The organism is Nonomuraea sp. WAC 01424, from assembly GCF_003947315.1.
Lineage (GTDB): Bacteria > Actinomycetota > Actinomycetes > Streptosporangiales > Streptosporangiaceae > Nonomuraea > Nonomuraea spiralis.
In genome coordinates, this window is the sequence record NZ_QHHZ01000013.1 from 168311 (window position 1) to 191063 (window position 22753).

General features: G+C 68.2%; 18 protein-coding genes and 1 tRNA gene. 10 read left to right on the plus strand and 9 right to left on the minus strand.

The features are described from left to right. Positions 1–62: 62 nt before the first annotated feature. From dnaN to DMB42_RS33195, 8 genes are all read left to right on the plus strand, one after another. Positions 63–1202 carry a DNA polymerase III subunit beta gene (dnaN, locus tag DMB42_RS33160; protein ID WP_125640714.1) on the plus strand — a complete coding sequence of 380 codons (1140 nt, stop codon included), beginning with the start codon at positions 63–65 and terminating at the stop codon, positions 1200–1202. A 49-nt stretch (positions 1203–1251) separates the two neighbouring features. After that, on the plus strand, positions 1252–2193 hold the full coding sequence (gene gnd / locus DMB42_RS33165) for a phosphogluconate dehydrogenase (NAD(+)-dependent, decarboxylating) (protein ID WP_125640717.1): 942 nt from the start codon (positions 1252–1254) through the stop codon (positions 2191–2193). Positions 2194–2281: 88 nt separating this feature from the next. Further along, complete coding sequence (gene recF / locus DMB42_RS33170; protein ID WP_125640720.1) at positions 2282–3514, plus strand: DNA replication/repair protein RecF; 1233 nt, start codon at positions 2282–2284, stop codon at positions 3512–3514. Then, on the plus strand, positions 3504–4001 hold the full coding sequence (locus DMB42_RS33175; protein ID WP_229823898.1) for a DUF721 domain-containing protein: 498 nt from the start codon (positions 3504–3506) through the stop codon (positions 3999–4001). The genes recF and DMB42_RS33175 overlap by 11 nt, the downstream gene beginning before the upstream one ends. Positions 4002–4304: 303 nt before the next feature. Beyond that, positions 4305–6248, plus strand: coding sequence for a DNA topoisomerase (ATP-hydrolyzing) subunit B (gyrB, locus tag DMB42_RS33180; RefSeq protein ID WP_125640723.1), 1944 nt, complete (start codon positions 4305–4307; stop codon positions 6246–6248). A 15-nt stretch (positions 6249–6263) separates the two neighbouring features. Next, positions 6264–8762, plus strand: coding sequence for a DNA gyrase subunit A (gyrA, locus tag DMB42_RS33185; RefSeq protein WP_125640726.1), 2499 nt, complete (start codon positions 6264–6266; stop codon positions 8760–8762). Positions 8763–8765: 3 nt separating this feature from the next. After that, positions 8766–9419: a DUF3566 domain-containing protein gene (locus DMB42_RS33190; RefSeq protein ID WP_125640729.1), complete on the plus strand. Its 654-nt coding sequence runs from the start codon at positions 8766–8768 to the stop codon at positions 9417–9419. Positions 9420–9555: 136 nt separating this feature from the next. Next, positions 9556–9629 (plus strand) — tRNA-Ile (locus DMB42_RS33195). 69 nt (positions 9630–9698) lie between these two features. Here the strand turns inward: DMB42_RS33195 and xerC are convergent. After that, the gene (xerC, locus tag DMB42_RS33200) at positions 9699–10508 is read right to left on the minus strand and encodes a tyrosine recombinase XerC (protein WP_260478094.1); all 810 of its coding nucleotides are present in this window, start codon (positions 10506–10508) and stop codon (positions 9699–9701) included. 275 nt (positions 10509–10783) lie between these two features. After that, complete coding sequence (locus DMB42_RS33205) at positions 10784–11098, minus strand: hypothetical protein (RefSeq protein WP_125640735.1); 315 nt, start codon at positions 11096–11098, stop codon at positions 10784–10786. A 75-nt stretch (positions 11099–11173) separates the two neighbouring features. Here DMB42_RS33205 and DMB42_RS33210 point away from each other — a divergent pair, with 75 nt between their 5' ends. Together DMB42_RS33210 and DMB42_RS33215 are read left to right on the plus strand one after the other, a co-directional pair. Beyond that, positions 11174–12400, plus strand: a complete 1227-nt coding sequence (locus DMB42_RS33210; protein ID WP_221762467.1) for an IS630 family transposase — start codon at positions 11174–11176, stop codon at positions 12398–12400. Between the two features lie 107 nt (positions 12401–12507). Next, a complete protein-coding gene (locus DMB42_RS33215) occupies positions 12508–12756 on the plus strand; it encodes a UTRA domain-containing protein (protein ID WP_125640738.1) in 249 nt (82 codons plus the stop codon). Here DMB42_RS33215 and DMB42_RS33220 read toward each other — a convergent pair. The 7 genes from DMB42_RS33220 to DMB42_RS33250 all read right to left on the minus strand — a co-directional run bounded on the left by DMB42_RS33220 (position 12753) and on the right by DMB42_RS33250 (position 22687). After that, entirely contained in the window at positions 12753–13343 is a 591-nt protein-coding gene (locus tag DMB42_RS33220; protein ID WP_185844981.1) for a DUF4240 domain-containing protein, read from the minus strand. The genes DMB42_RS33215 and DMB42_RS33220 overlap by 4 nt on opposite strands. 1304 nt (positions 13344–14647) lie before the next feature. Then, positions 14648–15862, minus strand: coding sequence for a helix-turn-helix domain-containing protein (locus tag DMB42_RS33225; protein ID WP_125640744.1), 1215 nt, complete (start codon positions 15860–15862; stop codon positions 14648–14650). A 4-nt stretch (positions 15863–15866) separates the two neighbouring features. Further along, on the minus strand, positions 15867–16412 hold the full coding sequence (locus DMB42_RS33230) for a flavoprotein (RefSeq protein WP_125640747.1): 546 nt from the start codon (positions 16410–16412) through the stop codon (positions 15867–15869). A gap of 1084 nt (positions 16413–17496) precedes the next feature. After that, entirely contained in the window at positions 17497–18246 is a 750-nt protein-coding gene (locus tag DMB42_RS33235; protein ID WP_125640749.1) for an ABC transporter ATP-binding protein, read from the minus strand. A gap of 1 nt (position 18247) precedes the next feature. Next, positions 18248–20131, minus strand: a complete 1884-nt coding sequence (locus tag DMB42_RS33240) for a dipeptide/oligopeptide/nickel ABC transporter permease/ATP-binding protein (RefSeq protein ID WP_221762468.1) — start codon at positions 20129–20131, stop codon at positions 18248–18250. Between the two features lies 1 nt (position 20132). After that, complete coding sequence (locus DMB42_RS33245; protein ID WP_031169949.1) at positions 20133–21113, minus strand: ABC transporter permease; 981 nt, start codon at positions 21111–21113, stop codon at positions 20133–20135. 14 nt (positions 21114–21127) lie between these two features. Further along, a complete protein-coding gene (locus DMB42_RS33250; protein ID WP_185844982.1) occupies positions 21128–22687 on the minus strand; it encodes an ABC transporter substrate-binding protein in 1560 nt (519 codons plus the stop codon). Positions 22688–22753: the final 66 nt, after the last annotated feature.

The window sequence follows — 22753 nt, forward strand, 5'->3', positions numbered from 1 at the left end:
CGAACCGAGGTGCGGGAGAGTGAACACTTGAAATCAACGACGAACCCAGGAGGCTGATCACCGTGATGTTCCGAATCGAGCGAGACGTCCTCGCTGAGGCGGTGGCATGGACGGCACGCAGTCTCCCGGCGCGCCCGTCGGTGCCCGTTCTCGCCGGCATGCGGATGGAGGTGACGGAGGGACAGCAGCTCAAGCTGTCGGGGTTCGACTACGAGGTCTCCGCCGAGGTCACGCTCGAGGTCCACACCGGTGAGCCGGGCGTCGTCCTCGTCTCGGGCAAGCTGCTCGCCGAGATCACCCGCGCGCTTCCCGCACAGCCTGTGGACTTCGTGGTGGAAGGCGCCAAGGCCGTGGTCACGTGCGGCAGCGCGCGATTCACACTGCTGACCATGCCTGTGGAGGACTACCCGTCGCTCCCGGCCATGCCGCCGGCCGCCGGCCGGGTGGGCAGCGACGTGTTCGCCTCCGCCGTCGGCCAGGTCGCCGTCGCCGCGGGCAGGGACGACACCCTGCCGATGCTCACGGGCGTACGCATGGAGATCGAGGGCGACACGGTCACCCTCGCTGCCACCGACCGCTACCGGCTGGCCGTGCGCGAGCTCAAGTGGCAGCCGGGCCAGCCCGACTTCGCCGCAATCGCGATGATCCCCGGCAAGACGCTCGCCGACACGGCCAAGGCCCTCGGCACCACCGGCGCCGAGGTGGAGATCGCGCTCAGCTCGGCCGGCGGCACCGGCGAGGGCATGATCGGCTTCTCCAGCGCGGGCCGGCGCACGACGACGCGGCTGCTCGACCCCGAGTTCCCCAAGTACCGCTCGCTGCTGCCCACGGAGTTCTCGGCGCACGCGGATCTGTCCACAAGCTCGTTCGTCGAGGCGGTCAAGCGCGTGGCCCTGGTCGCCGAGCGCAACACCCCCGTACGCCTGGCGTTCAGGAGCGGCGAGGTCGTGCTGGAGGCCGGCAGCGGCGACGAGGCGCAGGCCGTCGAGGCGCTGCCTGTGGATTACGAGGGCGAGGAGATGAACATCGCCTTCAACCACCAATTCCTGCTTGAGGGGCTGGGGGCCATAGACTCCGACATCGCACGCCTGCAGATGACGACCTCGACCAAGCCGGCCATCCTCACCGGGGGCAAGCCTGTGGACGAAGGCGCAGGTACGGACTACCGTTATCTGATCATGCCCATCCGCCTGTCGGGCTGATCCCGTCATCGGGGATGATGGAAGCCTGACAAGGGGGTAGAGGAGCGTCATGCAGATCGGCATGGTGGGACTGGGCAAGATGGGCGGCAACATGGCCGAGCGGCTGCGCCGCGGCGGTCATGAGGTGGTCGGTTACGACCGCGATCCGGCCATCAGCGACGTGGCGAGCCTGAAGGAGCTGGTCGAACGGCTCTCGGCGCCGCGTACGGTCTGGGTCATGGTGCCCGCGGGCAAGCCCACCCAGCAGACGGTCGACGAGCTCGGCGAGCTGCTCGACGAAGGCGACATCGTCGTCGACGGCGGCAATTCACACTATGTGGACGACCAGAAGCATGCCGCCGAGCTGCGCGAGAAGGGCATCGGCTTCGTCGACTGCGGCGTGAGCGGCGGCGTGTGGGGGCTCCAGAACGGCTACGCCCTCATGTGCGGCGGCGAGCAGGCCGATGTCGAGCGTGTCATGCCGATCTTCGAGACGCTCAAGCCCGAGGGCGAGGACGGCTTCGTCCATGCGGGCGACGTCGGCGCCGGCCACTTCGCGAAGATGGTGCACAACGGCATCGAGTACGGCATGATGCAGGCGTTCGCCGAGGGCTGGGAGCTGCTTGAGGCCTCCGACGTCGTCAAGGACGTCCGGGGCTCCTTCAGCAGCTGGCGTACCGGCACGGTCATCCGTTCGTGGCTGCTCGACCTGATGGTGCGGGCGCTCGACGACGACGAGCACCTCGAGGAGCTCCGCGGTTACGCACAGGACTCCGGCGAGGGCCGGTGGACCGTACAGGCGGCCGTCGACCACGCCGTGCCGCTGCCGGTGATCACCGCCGCCCTCTACGCGCGGTTCGCCTCCCGCCAGGACGACTCCCCCGCGATGAAGGTCGTCGCCGCGCTGCGCAACCAGTTCGGCGGCCACGCGATCACCTCGTCCGAGGGCAGCACCGGCAAGGGCGCCGGCGCGCCCAGCGCCGACGTCACCCCGCCGCGCGAGGCCGAGTAGTCCACAGGCCGTCACGGGAAGCTCGGGTTTTCCACAGACGGCACGCCGGTGACCCCAGCGGCCTCCGGGGCGCACTAACCTTCGTGGGGTGCATGTCGCCCACCTCTCGCTGACCGACTTCAGGTCCTACGCGTCCGTGGAGCTCGGTCTGGAGCCGGGCGTCACGGCGTTCGTCGGGCCCAACGGCCAGGGCAAGACCAACCTGGTCGAGGCCCTCGGCTACGTCGCGACGCACTCCAGCCACCGGGTGGCCAACGACGCGCCGCTGGTGCGCCGGGGGGCCGCGCGGGCCATCGTCCGCTGCGCCGTCCACAGGGACGACCGGCGGGCGCTGGTGGAGCTGGAGATCAACCCGGGCAAGGCCAACCGGGCGCGGCTCAACCGCTCCCCCGTCTCCAGGCCGCGCGACGTCATCGGCCTGCTGCGTACGGTGTTGTTCGCGCCGGAGGACCTGGCGCTGTCCAAGGGCGATCCCTCGGAGCGCCGTCGTTTCCTCGACGACCTGCTCGTGGCCAGGGCCCCCCGGTTCGCCGGGGTCCGGGCCGACTACGACCGGGTGCTGAAGCAGCGCGGCGCCCTGCTCCGTACGGCCGCGCAGGCCCGTAGAGGCAGCAGGAGCGCCCGGCGGGCCGAGAGCGACACCGCCTTCGCGTCCGCGGGCGCCGGCGACGTGCTGAGCACGCTGGAGGTGTGGGACGCCCATCTCGCCCGGCACGGCGCGGAGCTGTTGCAGGCGCGGCTGGATCTCGTCGAGGCGCTGCGCCCGCTGGTGGCCGGAGCCTACTCCGCGCTGGCCCCCACGAGCGCCCCCGCGAGCCTTGCCTACCGCAGCACGTTGTCCACAGGTGGGGACGACGCGGAGGACGAAGTCCCCGGTGAGCGGGGATCTTCCGATGCGCAGACGTTATCCACAGACTTGGGGAAAACCCTTGAACAGCAGCTCCGCGACCGGCTGTTGGAGGTCCGCCAGGCCGAGCTGGAGCGGGGCGTCACACTCGTCGGCCCACACCGCGACGACCTGATCCTGGGCCTCGGCGACCTGCCCGCGCGGGGCTACGCCAGCCACGGCGAGTCGTGGTCGTTCGCGCTGGCGTTGCGCCTGGCCGCCTACGACCTGCTGCGGGCCGACGGCGGCGATCCGGTGCTGATCCTCGACGACGTGTTCGCCGAGCTGGACAGCCAGCGCAGGCGCAGGTTGGCTGAGATCGTCGCGCCGGCCGAACAGGTGCTGATCACCGCCGCGGTGCCCGACGACGTGCCGAAGGAGCTGGCCGGGGCCCGTTTCGACGTCGCTGAGGGGAGCGTGACCCGTGTCCGATGAGCCCAACGCGGCGGCCAGGGGGGCCGCCATGGCGAGGGAGAAGCTCGCGCAGGCCAAGGCCGACGCGGCCAAGCGCGGCCAGCTCCCGCGCCGCGAGCCCAGGCGCAAGGCCGGTCCGCGCAGGGAGGCCGGCGATCCCCAGCTGTTCGGCCGGGCCATCGCCGACCTGCTGGCCGACCGCGGCTGGGAGCGGTCGGCGGCCGTCGGCGCGGTGTTCGGCCGGTGGCAAGACATTGTCGGCCCCGACCTCGCCGCCCACACCCGGCCCGAGTCCTTCGACGAGGGCGAGGTGCTCATCGCGGCCGATTCCACGGCCTGGGCGACGCAGGTCAGGCTGCTCGCGCGCACCCTGATCCGCAGGCTCAACGAGGAGCTCGGTGATGGGGCCGTGACAAAGGTCAAGGTCAGGGGACCACAGAACGCCCCCCGTCCAACAGGGGGTTTGCGGGTGACCGGAAGCCGAGGGCCCGGCGACACCTATGGTTAGGGCGCCGGGGGCGATCAGACAGCCGCAGACGCGATAAGCCCCCTTTCCGAAGGGGGGATGCTTGAGTGGGGGGCAAAACGAGCTAGGGAGCATCACAGGCGCGTGTATTGCCACCACGGGCTCCGGGAAGCGGTAGAATGAAAAAGGATTCCGGACACGTCCGCTTGCGTGTCACCCCGGCAGCAAGCCGACTCCCCCGGGTGACCGCGCATCGGGGCACTCACGACGGTGACGGGCACGGCAGGGGCAGCATGAAGTTGATGGCCTCCCCCGCCGCGTGTCCGCGGCAGGAGGATTTCGCAGTTGTCCTACGACGCTAGCTCAATCACCGTACTCGAAGGACTTGAGGCGGTTCGCAAACGCCCGGGTATGTATATCGGCTCGACCGGTGAGCGCGGCCTGCACCACCTCGTCTACGAGATCGTGGACAACGCGGTGGACGAGGCCCTGGCCGGCTTCGCCAGCAGGATCGACATCACGCTGCTGGCCGACGGCGGCGTGCGTGTGGTCGACAACGGCCGCGGCATCCCCACGGGCATACACCCCGTGGAGAAGCGCTCCGCGGTCGAGGTCGTGCTGACCACGCTCCACGCGGGCGGCAAGTTCGACAGCCAGTCCTACGCGGTCTCCGGCGGCCTCCACGGCGTCGGCTCGGCCGTCGTCAACGCGCTGTCCACCGCCATGGACGTCGAGGTCAAGCAGAACGGCCACTTCTGGCGCCAGCGCTACGAGCACTCCAAGCCCACGGCCCCGCTGGCCCAGGGCGAGGAGACCGACGAGACCGGCACGACGATCACGTTCTGGCCCGATCCCGACGTCTTCGAGACCACCACCTGGAACTACGAGACGCTCTCGCGCCGGTTCCAGGAGACGGCCTTCCTCAACAAGGGCCTGACGATCACGTTCACCGACGAGCGGCCCGACCACGTCAACGGCGAGCCCCACACGGTCGAATACCACTACGAGGGCGGCCTGGCCGACTTCGTCCAGCACCTCAACGCCAAGAAGGAGGCGGCGCACGCGTCGATCGTCTCCTTCGAGGAGGAGGGCGACGGCATCGCGGTCGACATCGCGATGCAGTGGAACAACTCCTACTCGGAGTCGGTCTACACGTTCGCCAACATGATCAACACGGCTGAGGGCGGCACTCACGAGGAGGGCTTCCGCGCGGCGCTGACGTCCATCGTCAACCGCTACGCGCGCGAGCAGAAGTTCCTCAAGGAGGGCAAGGACGACAACCTCTCCGGCGAGGACGTCCGCGAGGGCCTGACCGCGATCATCTCGGTCAAGCTGTCCGACCCGCAGTTCGAGGGCCAGACCAAGACCAAGCTGGGCAACACCGAGGCCAAGTCGTTCGTGCAGAAGGCGTGCAACGACCACCTGCGTGACTGGTTCGAGCGCAACCCCGGCGAGGCCAAGGACATCATCAACAAGTCGCTGCAGGCCAGCAGGGCCCGCCTGGCGGCCCGCCAGGCCCGCGACCTGACCCGGCGCAAGTCGCTCCTGGAGTCCGGCAGCGGCCTTCCCGGCAAGCTGGCCGACTGCCAGTGGAACGACCCGGAGAAGTGCGAGCTGTTCATCGTCGAGGGTGACTCGGCGGGCGGCTCGGCCAAGGGCGGCCGCGACTCGCGCTTCCAGGCGATCCTGCCCATCCGCGGCAAGATCCTCAACGTGGAGAAGGCGCGGATCGACAAGGTCCTGAAGAACAACGAGGTCCAGGCGCTCATCACCGCCCTGGGCACCGGCGTCCACGACGAGTTCGACATCGCCAAGCTGCGTTACCACAAGGTGATCCTGATGGCCGACGCCGACGTCGACGGCCAGCACATCAACACCCTGCTGCTGACGCTGCTGTTCAGGTTCATGCGGCCGCTGATCGAGGCCGGGCATGTCTACCTGTCGTGCCCGCCGCTCTACAAGATCAAGTGGGACCGGAAGGGCGAGGACGCCTCCTACGCCTACTCCGACTCCGAGCGCGACGCCGTCATCAACGACGGCATCGCCCAGGGCAAGGCCGACCCGCGGCCGCGCGACAACGTCCAGCGGTTCAAGGGCCTCGGCGAGATGAACGCCGGCCAGCTCTGGGAGACCACCATGAACCCGGCGACGCGGCTGCTGCGCCTGGTCACGCTCGACGTCGCGGCCCAGGCCGACGACCTGTTCAGCGTACTCATGGGCGAGGACGTCGAGGCGCGGCGTGACTTCATCATCCGCAACGCGCGCGACGTTCGCTTCCTCGACGTTTAAGAAGGATCCAAACCTGTGACGGACGTGAACACCACTCCCCCGGCTGAGCGCATCGAGCCGGTGGACATCCAGTCCGAGATGCAGCGCAGTTACATGGACTACGCGATGTCCGTCATCGTGTCCAGGGCGCTGCCTGACGTGCGCGACGGTCTCAAGCCGGTGCACCGGCGCGTGCTCTACGCGATGTACGACGGTGGCTATCGCCCCGACCGCGGCTACTTCAAGTGCGCCCGCGTCGTCGGCGACGTGATGGGCACCTACCACCCGCACGGCGACACCTCGATCTACGACGCGCTGGTCCGCCTGGCCCAGCCGTGGTCGCTGCGCTATCCCCTGGTCGACGGCCAGGGCAACTTCGGCTCGCCGGGCAACGACCCGGCGGCCGCGATGCGGTACACCGAGTGCAAGCTCGCGCCCATCGCGATGGAGATGCTGCGCGACATCGACAAGGAGACCGTCGACTTCCGTCCCAACTACGACGGCAAGTCGCAGGAGCCCGACGTCCTGCCGGCGCGGTTCCCGCAGCTCCTGGTCAACGGCTCGGGCGGCATCGCGGTCGGCATGGCGACCAACATCCCGCCGCACAACCTGCGCGAGGTCTCGGCCGCGGTCCACTGGTACCTGGACAACCCGCAGGCCGATGACGAGGAGCTGCTGGAAGCCTCGATCAAGCTGGTCAAGGGGCCCGACTTCCCGACCAAGGCGCTGATCGTCGGACGCCGGGGCATCGAGGACGCCTACCGCACCGGCCGCGGCTCGATCACCATGCGCGCGGTGGTCGAGGTCGAGGAGGACAAGGGGCGGCAGGCGCTCGTCGTCACCGAGCTGCCGTACCAGGTCAACCCGGACAACCTGGCGCTGAAGATCGCTGAGCTGGTGCGTGAGGGCAAGCTCACGGGCATCGCCGACGTACGCGACGAGAGCTCCTCGCGGGTCGGGCAGCGCCTGGTGATCGTGCTCAAGCGCGACGCGGTCGCCAAGGTCGTGCTCAACAACCTGTACAAGCACACCCAGCTCCAGGACACCTTCGGCGCCAACATGCTGGCGCTGGTCGACGGCGTGCCGCGCACGCTGCGGCTCGACCAGTTCATCCGTCACTACGTGGCCCACCAGGTCGAGGTCATCGTCCGCCGGACCCGTTACCTGCTGCGCAAGGCCGAGGAGCGCGCGCACATCCTGCGCGGGCTGCTGAGGGCCCTTGAGCGGCTCGACGAGGTCATCGCCCTCATCCGGGCCTCGGACTCGGCCTCGCACGCCCAGCAGGGCCTCATGGGCCTTCTGGAGATCGACGAGGTCCAGGCGCAGGCCATCCTCGACATGCAGCTGCGCAAGCTGGCCGCCCTGGAGCGGCAGGCCATCCAGGACGAGTACGACTCCCTGATGACGCAGATCGCCGAGTACAACTCCATCCTGGCCAGCGAGGCCCGCCAGCGGGAGATCATCGGCGACGAGCTCGCCGAGGTCGTCAACCGTTACGGCGACGAGCGCAAGACCGAGATCATCGCCTACGACGGCGACATGTCGATCGAGGACCTCATCGCCGAGGAGGAGATCGTCGTCACGATCACCCGCGGCGGCTATGCCAAGCGCACCAGGACCGATCTCTACCGGGCGCAGAAGCGGGGTGGCAAGGGCGTACGCGGCGCCCAGCTGCGCCAGGACGACATCGTCGACCACTTCTTCGTCACCACCACGCACCACTGGCTGCTGTTCTTCACGAACAAGGGCCGGGTGTACCGGGTCAAGGCGTACGAGCTGCCCGATGCCGGACGCGACGCGCGTGGCATGCATCTCGCGAACCTTTTGGCCATGCAGCCCGACGAAACAGTCATGGAAGTTCTCGACCTCCGCGACTACGACGTCGCTCCCTACCTGGTGCTCGCCACGCGCAGCGGCCTGGTCAAGAAGACACGCCTGTCCGAGTACGACTCCCCCAGGTCAGGCGGTCTGATCGCGATCAACCTGCGTGAGGACGACGAGGTCATCGGGGCCCGCCTGGTCTCCGAGACCGACGATCTGCTGCTCGTCTCCAAGGGCGCGCAGTCGATCAGGTTCACCGCCTCCGACGAGGCGCTCCGCCCCATGGGCCGCGCCACCAGCGGTGTCATCGGCATGAGGTTCCTCGAAGGGGACGAACTTCTCGCCATGAATCGGATCGCCGACGGTCAAGACGTGCTTATCGCCACGAAGGCTGGGTACGCAAAACGGACGCCAGTGGAGCAGTATCCGGTTCAAGGACGTGGCGGTAGGGGCGTGCTGACTGCGAAGATCGTGAGTTCCCGTGGCAAGCTGGTCGGAGCCGTCATGGTCAACCCAGAGGACGAGGTCTTCGCGATCACGTCCGCCGGCGGGGTGATCCGGACGAGTGCCGGCGAGATCAAGCAGTCCGGCCGCCAGACCATGGGAGTGCGATTGATGAACCTCGCCGAAGGCGACAGCGTGGTTGCCCTCGCCCGGAACGCGGAGTCAATGGAGACTCCGGTGGAGAATGAGGAAGACGGGGGAGGAGAGTAAATCATGAGCGCCCAGGGTGGCCCCGCCAGGACCCAGGCGGCTTCGGGTAACGGACAACAGCCGAAGAAGTCCACTGCAACGGAAATCTTCAATTCGGTCGACGGCGAGCAGGACAAGACGCCCGCACAGGGTGCTTCTGCGCAGCCTCGCTCCAAGGACGAGCCGCAGGCGGAGGGCAACGAGACGGTGCGCATCCGTCCGTCGCTCACGTCCGAGGCGCCTCCGCCGCCCGTCGAGATGCCCAAGAAGAAGTCGTCGAACAACGCCGGGTCCAGGCTGCCTCGCAAGGCACACCTGGTGCTGCGTCGCATCGAGCCGTGGTCGGCCATGAAGTTCAGCTTCGTGGTGTCCCTGGTCTGTTTCGTGGTGCTCTTCGTGGCAGTCGCCGTTCTGTACGGCGTGCTGTCCGCGTTGGGGGTGTTCGACTCGCTCGTCGATCTGGTCAACCAGCTCGGCAAGGGTGAGCAGGGGCAGAGCTCGATCCCGATCGACATCGCCTCGTGGTTCGAGCCGGTGCGCATCCTCGGGTACACCGCGCTGATCGGCGCCGTGAACGTGGTGCTGATCACGGCTCTGTCCACGCTGGGGGCCGTCATCTACAACATCGCCTCTGACCTGGTCGGGGGCGTTGAGGTGACGTTCAGCGAGGCGGAATAGCAGGTTTGGGCGGGGGCTCGCGCCGTACCGGGGTGGTTTGGTGCGGCGCGAGCAGCCCGTCGGGCACGGTAAGCTTTTCTCGTCTGAACAACCGGTTCGCCTCCATCAGGCGAATGCGATACGGTTCGGTGTGCGCGGGGCTATAGCTCAGACGGTTAGAGCGCTTCCCTGATAAGGAAGAGGTCCCAGGTTCAAGTCCTGGTAGCCCCACCCAGCTCGAAGGCCATTTCCGTAACTCGGAAGTGGCCTTTTTGGTCTTCTGAGTGACTAAGTGAGTGACTATGCTTCCCGGTTCTCTCCGGGAAAGATGAGGTCCATGGCCTCCGCGCCTTCCAGAAGGACGGGGCGGAGCTGCTTGCGGTAGACCTTCTCCGTGACCACGGTGCCCTTGTGGCCGACGAGCCGGGCGATATCCTCCACGGCCACCCCGGCGTCCGACATGAGCGAGACGAAGCTGTGGCGCAGCTCTCGGGGTGTCCACTCATCGGGGTTGAGGTCCGTTCGTTTGAGGATCAAGCGAAGGGCGCGGCGTACGTTGGCCGCGTCCAGCTCGGTCCCGTGCTTGCTCGCGAAGACGAGATCGTTTTCTTGCCACAACTCCCCCGCCTTCTGCTTGCTGGTGACCTGGTGCTCGCGGTGGCGTTGCAACGCCTCCACACATCGCCTGGGCAGGGCGAGGGTGCGTCGGGACCTCTCGGTCTTGGTGTCTCCCCCGGCCCGTACGGATCGCCACACCATGATTGACGGCGGCGTCGGAGGATTGGCGTCGGGGGTACCTTCCAGGTCCACGTGTGGCCAGGTGAGCGCCCGTAGTTCCTCCGTACGTGCACCTATGAGCAGCGACAGGACTATGTAGGCGTACAGGTTCGCCGACTCGGCGGCATTGAGGACGGCTTCGGCCTGGGTGAGCGTCAGGGACTTGGAGGGGCGTCCGGTTTTGCCCTTGGGGATCTCGCACAGCATGACCACGTTGCGCTTGACCTTGTCACGAGCCTGGGCGCGGGCGATCGATCGCTTGAGAACAGAGTGGATCTTCCGCAGCGTTTCCGTGCTGAGGACCCGCGCCTTGGCTGCCAGCCACCGGTCCACGTCGTCGGCGGACAGCTCCCGGAGCTTGCGAGCGCCGAGAGCCGGGATCAACCGCGATATCGCGATCATGCTCAGCGTCCGGGCCGGCCACCCGGTCATCCACCGTCGCAGCATGTGGCACCGAGGGCACACCGCCGTCATTCACGGCGCATCGGCCCGCCTGGAGATCAACTCCTACACCAACGCCGACATGCTCCCCGACTGGGACGACCCTAAGTGGTGCCGCCCGGAAGTCCCTCGGGGGTAGACGAGCCGAGGCTGATCGCGCCTCAGCGTCAGATGTCGATGCTGGTGACGTAGAGGTCGCAGACGAGATCCAAGGCGTCCTGCGGGGTGCCGGTGAACCAGGGCGCGGCCTCGTAGCGATCATTGCTGGGGGTGTGGATGGCCAACCCCCAGTAGGTGGCCGAGCCGCCGTAACGCAGCCGCATCAGGGGCAGCCGGCCGCCATCAGTGAGCTGTCCTTCAACGTAGGCGAACGAGCCGTGGTAGCGCACGTGAACCGTGACCAATTGCGGCCAGCGCTCCTGGGCGTGCAGCGTGAGCCGCTGGTCCAGCGAGGTCTTGGTCGAGGCGGGGATCGCGGGCATGACCGCCATCTTGCCGTGCCGGCATGTCAGGCGTGGACACACCGACATATGCCGGGCAAAGTCGGCGGATCATCGGTGAAGATTGACTGGAGAAAGCCCTCGGTGCCCCGCTGCCGCGCCCGCCTGATCACGCTGACCGCCTCCGAACGGCGGCAGCTGAAGAAGATCGCCTACTCTCACACCGCCGCCTACCAACTCGTGCTCCGGGTCCGGATCGTGCTGGATGCCGCCCACGGCTACGCCAACAACACGATCGCCCAGCGTCGCGGGGTGACGGTGGACACCGTGCGGTTATGGCGAGGGCGCTACCGCAGCCAGGACGGCATCAAGAGCCTGACGGACCGGCCTCGCTCCGGCCGGCCACCCACCTTCAGCCCACTCCAGCGCGCCGAGATCAAGGGACTGGCCTGCCAACTTCCCGCCGAGACCGGCGCGCCACTGTCGCGCTGGAGCTGTCCCGAGCTGGCGCGCGAGGCCGCCAGGCGCGGCCTGACGGCGATGATCTCTGCCTCCACCGTGCGCCGGATCCTGACCGAAGACGCGCTCAAGCCCTGGCAACACCAATCGTGGATCTTCATCCGCGACCCACAGTTCGCCGTCAAGGCCGCTCGCGTGCTCGGCTTATACGCGCGCTGGTGGGACGACCTCCCGCTCGGCGACGCCGAGTACGTCATCAGCGCCGATGAGAAGACCTCCATCCAGGCGCGCTGCCGCTGCCATCCCACCCTGCCACCAGGCAGATCACGGATGATGCGCGTCAACCACGACTACGACCGCGGCGGCGCGCTGGCCTACCTGGCCGCCTACGACGTCCACAACGCCCACGTCTACGGCCGCACCTCGTCCAAGACCGGCATCGTCCCGTTCATGGACCTGGTCGAGCAGGTCATGACCCAAGAGCCCTACGCCTCGGCCAAGCGGGTGTTCTGGGTCGTCGACAACGGCTCCTCCCACCGCGGCAAGGCCGCCGCCGACCGGCTGAGCGCACGGTTCCCCAACGCGGTCATGGTGCACACCCCGGTACACGCCTCGTGGCTGAACCAAGTGGAGATCTTCTTCTCCATCGTGCAGCGCAAGGTCGTCACACCCAACGACTTCACCAGCCTTGACCAGGTCGAAGACCGGCTCATCGCCTTCGAGCGCCGCTACAACGAGACCGCCCGGCCCTTCAGATGGAAGTTCACCCCGGCCGACCTCGAGGACCTGCTGGCCCGGATCGAGCGACACGAACAGAAGGAGCGCAACTCCAAGCAGCCCGCTGACTGCAACCATCAGCCTGCCGTAATCGACGCGGCCGCGTAACCCCCGAGAGATTTACGGAGACGACCACTAAGCGCCACGCCCAGTACCGCAAGCGCCCCGGCCTCTTCTACCAGTCACTCATCCACGAACACGGCCCCGTCCGCTGGATGACCCTCACCACCGCCCGCATCGCCTACGAAGACGAACGCACCGCACTCGGCATGGACTACGCCGAGGCCGCCCTCATCATCCGCCGCACCATGGCCCACCCCAACGGCCACCCGATCGAAGTCACCGAGGTCAAAGCCCCCGCCAACCGCTACGAGATCGGCTACCACCGCGAACTCGCCGACGACCCCGAAGCCGATTTCACACCGCAGGAACTCGGCGGCAACGGCATAGACCTGGTGGTCTAGGCGCGACGGTAAATCTCGCGCATGCACTGGTGAATTCGAGGGAGCCTGAGAGCAGACTCCCTCCTGTCGTCGAGTTCCCATGCCTCATCGGTGGGATTGGGAAACGCGAACAACTCATAGCCGCGAGACCGAAGAGCTTCCGCCAGTTCCTCACGCTCCTGGCCAGTCACTTGATCCCAAGCCCTGCGGGCTACGTAGCCCAGTTCTTCGAACTCGGGCCAGTCATCGTCGGTCCACATCTTCTGGTTCCGCTTCATGGCGACAAGTCGCTGAACCGCTGGCACATCCACCAGAGCATCAGGCTCATGAGCTACCCGCTCGAAGGTCTCCCGGCCAAGGCCGACGAGCCACATCTGGAAGTACCAGAAGCCGTCATCGGACCCGCCCCCGAACAAGGCGCGCATCGCACCCCACATCAACCATGTGTCCACCTTGCGCCGCGCAGTGACTATCCACGCGTCGAAATCGACGATCTCCTCGGAAGGGCGTTGCGCCAACCGTTCGTGAAGCCATCGGAGGCGGGCCTCCTTCGTGGCGGTTTCTCGCGCGGACTCCTCGATCAGGTGCCAGAACTCGTCGATGTTCATGCTGGCCGATCTTGACATGCGCCGACGACAATTCGCTGGCTCAGAGCTTCTTAATGGTTCAAGGGCTCGCTTCGCTCGCCGCGCCGCCGCCACGTCGGGCGGCCAGCGCGCCGGGCTGCGGCCTGGGGGCCGGTCCCGGCGCGCGCCGCCCCGCTCCAAGGCGGCGCAATGACGATCAGCCCGTGATCCGGACTCATGGAGCGTTCGAAGCCGTTCCGCCACCGACTCACACCGCTTCGCATGGGTGCCGGCCGTTCCACTCCGATCGCACAAGCTTCGCGGGCTGAGGGCCGTACCCCCGCCCCCGATACCGCATTGTTCGTGTCCCTCGGTCGGCGTCAACTCCGTCTGTGCGGCATGGGTGTGGGCCGCGAGGAACACCGATGGGCAGGGGATCCGGAGACGGCGTTGACACCTCGGTCGGGACACACAATCGGGCAGCTATCGGGGGCGGGGGCAGAGTGGCCGTGGGATGCGACGACCGCTATCCCAGCCGCCGTGCCCGGCTACCGGGCTCGGCCTGACAGGAGTGCCGTCCACATCGTGCGAGCTTCGACGGTGGAGCACGGGCGGGTCTCGTGGACCACGGCCCCGCCTTCGGCTTGCAAGATGCGGCGGATCAGTGTCTGGCCGCCGCCCTCGCATAGTTCGTAGAACAGGGCCCGGCATGTGCACGTCCACACCACGACGCGGACGCGCTCCAAGATGCCGCATGGTTCCAGCCACGTGAGCCGGACGTGGTCACGTTGGGGCATGGGTAGGTGCGGGCTCAGGCAGCCGTCGTCACCCGTCATGACACGCCGACTGCCTCGGTGCTTGGCTCTCGGCGGAGTTCGGCGTACCGAGCGGCGATCCGGTGAGCGGCCCGTTCCGGTTCGAACGCGGAATGATGTGCGTACAGCCAGCGGCCTGTTCTTGAGCAACGTCCCGTCCACCACCGGTACCAGAAGCCGTCCGTCCACACCACGAGTCCGGCCCACACCGATATCAGGGCGAGCCCGCGTCCCTTGTGGACGTCGGAGGAGATCTCCATGCGCACCAAGAGCGCGCGGAGTTCGTCGGCGCTCTCAAGCACCGAGAGAGGGCGGACCGCGCGAGGCACGGTGTCGAGGGCGATCGGTTGAGGCGGCTCGGGACAGCAGGCGCACCGATTCAACGCGTTTCTCTGGTCGTGCCGCATGTGACGTTCCCTCCTGTTGGGGGACGTGGCCTCTGGTCACGCCACGCAAGGAGGAACCGTAGGCGCGGGTCAACGGAAGAACCCGCACGGTGGTGAAGGTCAAGGAGCCGCACAAAAGTGCGGGTCAGACGATGCCGGCCCGGTGAGCCAGTCCGCGAAGCTGCGGAGTGCTGGCACGGTGCTCCCGCTTGAGCAGTTGGGTCAGCAGCTCTCGGGGACGACCGCCGTAGCGAACGAGTTCGGGTGAGAGGCGTTCGGCTTCGAGGAGCATGTTGACCGACGCGGCGTCCTTGCGCTGCAAGGCATAGGCACGGGCGAGGTCCAGGTGGACTTGGGCACGCCGTCCGACCAGGCCGTCAGAGAGCTGTGCCAGGTCGAGTGATTCGCTGCTGCCGATCGCTTGCCGGGTGTCGCCGAACTCGACGGCCGCCGAGATCTCGTGAATGGTCACGTTGGTCATGCCGAAGGCGGTCCAGAAGTCGTTGCGGTCTTCGCCGATCGTGTCGGCGATCTGTCGGGCCTGTGCGAGGAAGGTGCGCACCGCGGCCTGGTCGTGCGAGGCAGCGGCGGCGGTGACGGCGACCAGGTAGAGAGCGCCGACGATGGGCAGGGCACGCGGAGCGGGGCGCCGGGTGGCGCTCTGCAACGCGTCGGCCGCCTGGAGAACCAGGTGCAGCGCGCGTTCCGTCTCACGAAGCCGTACGAGGACGTAGCCGAGCCGGTAGGCGCTCACAGCGGCGAGGAGGGGCCGGTCCGCTTCTTGTGCGGCGGCCAGCGAGCGGTCGGCGGCCACCCAGGCGAGTTCCGCCTCTCCCACGCGGCGCAGGGTCGTGGTGGCGGAGTGGTAGGTCAGTGAGCGAAGGGTCTGGTACGCCCGGCGCTGGGCGGCGGGGGCATGGCGGCTGCCCAGTTCGGTGGCCACGATCAGGTGAGGCAACCGCCGGCCGACCTCGTCGTAATGGGTGGCCTGGTAGAGCCGGTTGACGCGGCGGATCTCGTGCCGGAGCCACACGACGCTCTCGGCGGAGCCCTCCGGGGGCCGAGGGTCGATGAGCGAGGAGAGACCGTCGTAGCCCATCATCGCTTGCCGGATGGCCGATGCTGCCTGGTAGCGCGTCATCGCGTTCGTCTTCTTCGCGGTCAGTTCGGCCACGGGCAGGCCGAGGATGTCAGCGAGGACAGTGATCACGGTGTGGTTGTCCACGGCGCGCTGTCCACGTTCCACCTGGCTCAGCCAGCTCTCGGAACGGCCGACGAGACCGGAGAGGACCGCCTGGGACAGTCCACGGCGACGGCGTGCCCGAGCGATTCGCTGGCCGATCTCCTTGTGGGCGTCCATGCCATCACCTCTGCGTTTGTCGCTCCCCGACAACGGCGTGCAGCTCCTGCATGATGCGTTCCCAGGATGGCATGCGGGACTGCGGTGGAGCGGCTGGATCGAACAGGACCCGCACCCCCATCTCTCGAAGCGTGTCCAGGCTCCGCGGGAAGGCGAGGTGCCGGGCGAGTGCGTCCTTCAGCAGCGGCACGGCCAGGATCGGGACGCCGAACCCCATCACCTCGCACAGCAGGCTGACGGCGAAGGTGTCGGCGATGCCGTTCGCCCATTTGTTGATCGTGTTGAACGTGGCCGGAGCGACTACCACGGCTTCGGCGGGAGGGAGCCCCTTGGGGTCCTGTGGCATGCGGTACGTGCTGCGGACCAGGTCACCGGTCAGGCGCTCCAGCTCTGGGACATTGACGAAGCGTTCGCCCATCGGCGTGGTGATCACGTGCACCCGCCATCCGGCCGCCTGAGCCATGGGGACCAGGCGGTGGAGGTCGGCGGCGGCAGGTGCGGCACATGCGATCACGTAGAGAACGCCGCGCGTGCCCTCGTGGGGTTCCATGCTCGTGATCCTAATGAGAGGCTGATATCCACTCACAGCGACTAGCCTGTGATGGGCCCTGACCAGCGGGAATGGTCTCGCTGGTGAGTGACGAACTGAGTGACAATCGCCTTGGACGAGCTCGGACGACACGGGATCTCAGCGGACTGATTTCCCAGGTAGGAGCAGGAATCGGTTGCTGTCCCGCCCCTACCGGGGTTGCCTGATAAGGAAGAGGTCCCAGGTTCAAGTCCTGGTAGCCCCACACTGTTTTCCCAGTTCAGAAGCCGTTTCCCGACAGTCGGGAAGCGGCTTTTTGATTGCTTGCCATCAATTTGCCACCAAGATCGTCTGTCATCAGGTGACAGAGATCAGTCCACATCGACAGCAGCCGGCTTTCTGGGCGAGGTCGAATGATGGCGAGTTGAACGTTCCTCGACCGATAGCCCGTTGGGATTGAGGTAGACCTACAAGCCTGAAAGGCTCCCACAGGATTGCGGTGACTCCCGGGCGGTCCGGTTGGCTGCGCGGACGCAGCAGCCGCATCAGGGCCAGGTTGAGCACGGCGTCAGCCGGAATTAAGCGGAACGCAGGTTCGGCCTGGCCTCTTCCGCCCCGTCGATACTTCCATTGACCCGGGAACAGCCGGTCCAGCACCTGCCAGGTGAGGTCATGCGCCACTTGGCCGCGATGCATGAGGCGCCCCGGCTTCGCCGTAGTTGCTGGTGAAGATGGTGGTGCCGGGCGGCGGTGTGGGGCACCGCCGTGACTTGGCGGACCAAGGCGGGCCGGCCGAAGGTCTTCACCGGCTGGGGGTTGATCGAGCGGAGCGCGTTGTCCGGCATCGGTCCGCTGGCTGCGGATTTCGTCCGGCGGGACCATACGCCGCACCTCACCGAGGCCGTGCAGATGCGCAAGCTCGGTGTCGCCGTGGGGGCGGCTAAGCCGGCGAGCTGCTTACCGACGGCCCCGCCGAGGATGACCCGGTGGTTGTGGTACGACGCCCGGCGGGCGCAGGATCAGCGCCCGCCGCCACCAGGTCGAGCGTCGAGTAGGTGTTGATGAGTAACGGCTTGGACACCTCGAGTCCGGCATCGACTCTCAGTTATGAGCGGCCATCACCCATCGTCATGGTCGGGACGGCTTCGAGGAGCTGCTTCGTGTACGGGTGCGTGGAACGCTCGATGACGTCCTCCGTCGTACCGTGCTCGACGAGCCGGCCGGACTTCATGACCGCGATCGAGTCGGCAATGTAGCGGACCACGGCGAGGTTGTGCGAGATGAACAGGATCCCGACACCGGTCCGGGTCTGGATCTCCTTGAGCAGGTTGAGCACGGCACCCTGGACCGAGACGTCGAGCGCCGACGTGATCTCGTCGGCGATCAGGACCTCGGGCTCGGCGGCGAGGGCGCGGGCGATGGCGACGCGCTGCCGCTGTCCGCCGGAGAGCTGCCGGGGGCGCTTGTGGACGTCGCCAGGATCGAGCCGGACCATCTCGAGCAGCTCGGTGACCCGGGCCGGCCGCTCCCGCCGCCCGATCGCCCGGGGCAGGCCCTCGGCGATCGACGCGCCGACACTCATCCGCGGGTTGAGGGACGCGTACGGGTCCTGGAACACGTACTGCAACGGTGGGTGGTCGCGCGGGTCGAGCCCCGCCCCCTTCCAGAGGATCGTGCCCGAGGTGAGCGGGGCGAGGCCGACCGCCGCCCGGGCGAGGGTCGACTTGCCGGACCCCGACTCGCCGACGAGCCCGACGACCGAGCCGGCCGCCACGGTCAGGCTGACCTCGTCGACGGCCGTCACGGCGCCCTGATTGTGGCCGTACCGGACAACTATGTCGCGGAGCTCGAGCACGTCACGCCTCGCTTTCCAGGATCGGCAGCAGCGGATGCCAGCAGGCGACGGCGCCGCCACCGCCCGAGTCGGCCAGTTCGGGACGCGCCTGCCGGCATCGGTCGTCCGCCCGGCCGCACCGGGGCGCGAACGCGCAGCCCGGCGGCAGGTCAGAGGCGTGCGGCGGGCGGCCGGGAATGTTCGCGAGCGGCCGCGACCGGTCCGTCGACATGTCCGGGATGCTCGCGATCAACGCGCGGGTGTACGGATGCGCGGCCTCGGCGAGCCCGCTGACCGGCAGTTCCTCGACCACCCGGCCGGCGTACATGACCAGGACCCGCGACGCGTTCTCAGCCACCACCGCGATGTCGTGGCTGATCAGCAGGACGGCGGCGTCGCTCTCCCGGGAGATGCGCCGCAGCAGGCCGAGCACCTCCTTCTGGACGGTCACGTCGAGGGCGGTGGTCGGCTCGTCGGCGACGATCAGCGCCGGCTGGGCCATGAGGCCCATCGCGATCGACGCGCGCTGGCGCATGCCGCCGGAGAACGCCATCGGGTACTGCTTCGCCCGCGCCTGCGGGTCGGCGATCAGCACTGCGCTGAGGCGGTCGACGGCTCGTCGCCACGCGTCCCGGCGGCCGAGGCGTTCGTGGGTTTCCGCGACCTCGGCGAGCTGGCGTCCGACCTTGAGCGTCGGGTTCAGCGACGACATCGGGTCCTGGAACACCATCGCGAGCGAGGTGCCGAGCAGCCGCTCGCGGTCGCGGGGGCGCATCCGCCGCAGCTCGTTGCCCTTGATCTGGTGCACGTCGGCCTCAGCGACGTTCGGGTACGAGGTGAGCTGTGCGGCCGCCATGGCGGTGAGGCTCTTGCCCGATCCCGACTCGCCGACCAGCCCGACGATCTCGCCGCGGCGAAGGCGCATGCTGACGTCGACGACCGGGGAGAAGGGCGCGGTCTCGCCGGGTACGGTGACGGTCAGGCGCTCGATCCGGAGCACCTCGTCTCCCGGTGGCGGCGTCTCGGCCGGGGCCGTATCCCGGCGCTGGGACCTGAGGGACGGGAGCCGGAGGTGACCGTGCTGGCTGCCGCCGAGGACCTGGGTCAGCAGCTCGCCGGCGAGGACGAACGCGAGACCCGCGACGACGATCATGATGGACGGCGCGAGCGCGGCCGCCGGGTTGGTGTAGATGGCCGGCAGCCCGTCGGCGAGCATGCGTCCCCAGTCGTACTGCGGCGGTTGCACGCCGAAGCCGATGTAGGACAGTGCCGATATGCTGAGCAGCGCCGCCCCGACCTGGCTGGTCGCGTTGATGACGAGGGGTTCCGAGATGTTCGGGATGACGTGGCGAATCAGGATCCGCCACCGCGGGACCCGGAGCAGTCGCGCGGCGGAGACGTAGTCGGCGTTCGCGACGCCGCTGGCGGTGGTGTGGGTCAGCCGCGCGAACGAGGGCGCGAAGGCGATCGCCATCGACAGCACAGCGCCGCGCGCCCCCACTCCGAAGATCATGGCGAGGAACAGGGCGAGCAGCAGCCCGGGAAAGGCGACCATCAGGTTCAGGACGGCGACCACCGCTCGGCCGGCGCGTCGGCCGAGCACGACGGGGACGGTGCCGATGATCAGCCCGCAGGTCACGCCGATGCCGACGACGAGCAGAGCGAGGACGAGGGACAGCCGGGTGGCCACCAGCGTCCGAGTGAGGACGTCGCGTCCGAGGGCGTCCGTGCCGAACGGGTGCGCCGCCGACGGTCCTGCCTGGAGCGCGCCGCCCGCGATCTCCGTGGCCCGGTCGCCGAGCAGCAGCGGCGCCACGACGGCGGTCGCGACCAGGAGCAGCAGCAGGGCGGCCGTGACCACGCCGAGCGGCGACGACAGGTGATGGCGGGTACGTGACCAGGACACGTCAGCTCTCCTTGATCGTCGAGCGCGGGTCGATGACGGCGATCGCGATGTCGACCGCGAGGTTGATCAGCAGGATGCCGGCGCCGAAGAAGAGCGCGACCGCCTGGACGACCGGGTAGTCCTTGGCGAGCACCGAATGCACGAGCTCGGCGCCGACGCCGGGCCAGGCGAACACGTTCTCCACGAGCACGGTGCCGGCCACCATCGACGCGAGGATCATGCCGGAGACGGTCAGCGTCGGGGTCAGCGTGTTCGGCAGCGCGTGCCGCAGGTAGATCAGCCGCGCCGGGAGGCGCTTGGCGCGCGCCGCCCGGATGTAGTCCTCGCCGAGCACCCGCTGGGTCTCGGCCCGGACGATCCGCGCCAGGTAGGCGGCCGGCCCCACGACGAGGGCGGTCACCGGCAGCACGAACGACGCGGGACCGGACAAGCCCGCGACCGGCAGCGCATTGAGGGAGACGGCGAAGACGAACACGAGTCCGACCGACACCAGGTAGTCCGGCACGGAGAGCGCGAGCCCGGTCACGCCGCCGAAGCCGAAGTGCAGGCCGCGGCCCCGGCCGTCCCGGGTGGCGATACCGAGGAGCAGGCCCACCGGTATCGCCACCGCGAGGCAGACCACGAACGCGGTCAGGCCGAGCTGGAGGGTCGCGGGCACCAACTGTGCCATCTTCTCCCGCACCGGCGTCTGGGTGTCCAGGGACGTACCGAGGTCGAGGTGGAGCAGGTTCCAGAGATAGTCCAGGTACTGCCGCCACAGCGGGTCGTTGAGCCCGAGACGCTCCCGGGTGGCCGCGATGGTCTCCGGCGGCGCCATCAGGCCCAGGGCTCCGCGTACCGGGTCGCCCGGCAGCGCGTGGACCATGGCGAACGATGCGGTGACGACGACCGCCAGCGAGACGACGAACCTCCCCAGCCGCCGGATCAGGAATACCGGCCACGGGTGCCTGGCGCGCAGCGACGACTTCACAGAACCTCCCATCCTCCCCGCCGTACCTAGCGCAGAACCCGGAGCGAGGTGGGCTCCAGCACGCGGGCGACGACGTCGAACTTGGCCCCGTTGCCCCAGTAGAGGTAGGGCGAGACGGCGATCGGGGTGATGTCCGCGTCCTTGATCAGGGCGCCCTCGCCCGCGTTCCAGTCGGCGCAGCCGTCGGTGCCGGACTTCGCCTGCGCCGCCTTGATCGAGCTGTCGAAGACGTCGTTGTGCATCGAGCCGTAGTTGATGCCGCCATGCGACGGGGTGGCGCCGGAGAAGAACGGCACGAGCGTGGCCGGGTTGGACACGCCGAGGCCGATGAGGGTCGCGGTCCACGGGCCCTTGCCGCCGAAGACGACATCGGACCGCGCGTTGAACGACTGTCCCTTGAGGTCCACCTTGACGCCCAGCGCCGTCCACTTCTGGCCGATGTACTCGGCCGTCGCCGCGGTCGTGGTGTCCTCGTTGTCGTAGACGAACGCGACCTCGAGCGGCTTGCCGTCCTTGGCCCGGGCTCCGCCGCCGGTGGCCGTCCAGCCGGCCCGGTCGAGCAGCGCCGCCGCGGCGGCCGCGTCGTACGCCGGCTTGTTCGGGGTGACGGTGTCACCGCTGCAGATCTTCGGGTCGGTCAGCAGCCCGTTGGCCTCCTGTCCGAGGCCGCTGGTGGCGACCTGGGCCAGTTCCTTCATGTTGAGAGCGCCGACGAGCGCGCGCCGGACGTTGACGTCGGCGGTCGGCAGACCGGCGGCCTGGTTGAAGGTGAGCTCGTCGTCGATGATGCTGCCGCCGTCCGAGAACACCTTGGCGGCCTTGAGCCGCTGGGTGTCGGCACCGGAGAGGTACGAGATGTTGACGCCCTTGCTCAGCAGGAGGTTGGCCGTCGTGGTCACGCTCGTCACGAGCTTGAAGGTCACCTTCGCCGGCATGCCCTTCTCGGCGGTCGAGGCGCCGTTCGGCCCCCAGGCGTACCCGTCGCGGCGGGTGTACGTGTACTGGTTGCCGGCCTGCACGCTGGACAGGACGAACGGACCGGAGCCGGCGGAGGCGGCCTTCAGGGAGTCGCGGTTCTTGATGGCGCTCGAGCAGACCAGCGGCAGCTCGGCCAGGTTCTGCAAGAAGAAGGGCGCGCCCTCCTTGAGCTTGACCGCGACGGTGCCGGCGGCCTTGCCGGCCGTTGCCGTGGCGCCGGCAGGAACGGCGGCGCCGCGCATGGGCGAGCCGTTGCCCTCGGCGGCCACGTAGTTGATGTTGTCGGCCACCGTCTGCGCGTCCATCGGCGAGCCGTCCGAGCAGGTGACACCCTCGCGGACGGTCAGCGTGTAGGAGGTTCCCTCGCCGGTCCACGACTTGACGACGCTGGGCGCCACCTCACCGGAGTCCAGCAGCTTGACGGGCGTGTCGTAGGCGAAGACGGCCATCATCTTGTTGACGCCGTTGACCGAGCGCTGCGGGTCGAGCGCACCGGGGTCGCTGTCGATCGCGATGGTGAGCGAGCCGCCGTCGGCATAGTCGTCGCCGGACGAGCTACCGGTGCTCCCACCGTTGGAGCAGGCAGCCAGCGCGACCGTAGAGCACAATACGGAAATCGAGACACGAAAAGGGCGATTTTTGACCATTGGCGTGTGACTTCCTCTGCGGCCGGC

What these genes read in the sequence shown, in the direction of transcription:
- gnd (WP_125640717.1), top strand. Translation starts at nt 1,252, where the DNA reads ATGCAGATCGGCATGGTGGGACTGGGCAAGATGGGCGGCAACATGGCC.
- DMB42_RS33190 (WP_125640729.1), top strand. Translation starts at nt 8,766, where the DNA reads ATGAGCGCCCAGGGTGGCCCCGCCAGGACCCAGGCGGCTTCGGGTAAC.
- DMB42_RS33205 (WP_125640735.1), bottom strand. Translation starts at nt 11,098, where the DNA reads ATGCCCGCGATCCCCGCCTCGACCAAGACCTCGCTGGACCAGCGGCTC.
- DMB42_RS33215 (WP_125640738.1), top strand. Translation starts at nt 12,508, where the DNA reads ATGACCCTCACCACCGCCCGCATCGCCTACGAAGACGAACGCACCGCA.
- DMB42_RS33220 (WP_185844981.1), bottom strand. Translation starts at nt 13,343, where the DNA reads ATGAACATCGACGAGTTCTGGCACCTGATCGAGGAGTCCGCGCGAGAA.
- DMB42_RS33225 (WP_125640744.1), bottom strand. Translation starts at nt 15,862, where the DNA reads ATGGACGCCCACAAGGAGATCGGCCAGCGAATCGCTCGGGCACGCCGT.
- DMB42_RS33230 (WP_125640747.1), bottom strand. Translation starts at nt 16,412, where the DNA reads ATGGAACCCCACGAGGGCACGCGCGGCGTTCTCTACGTGATCGCATGT.
- DMB42_RS33245 (WP_031169949.1), bottom strand. Translation starts at nt 21,113, where the DNA reads ATGGGAGGTTCTGTGAAGTCGTCGCTGCGCGCCAGGCACCCGTGGCCG.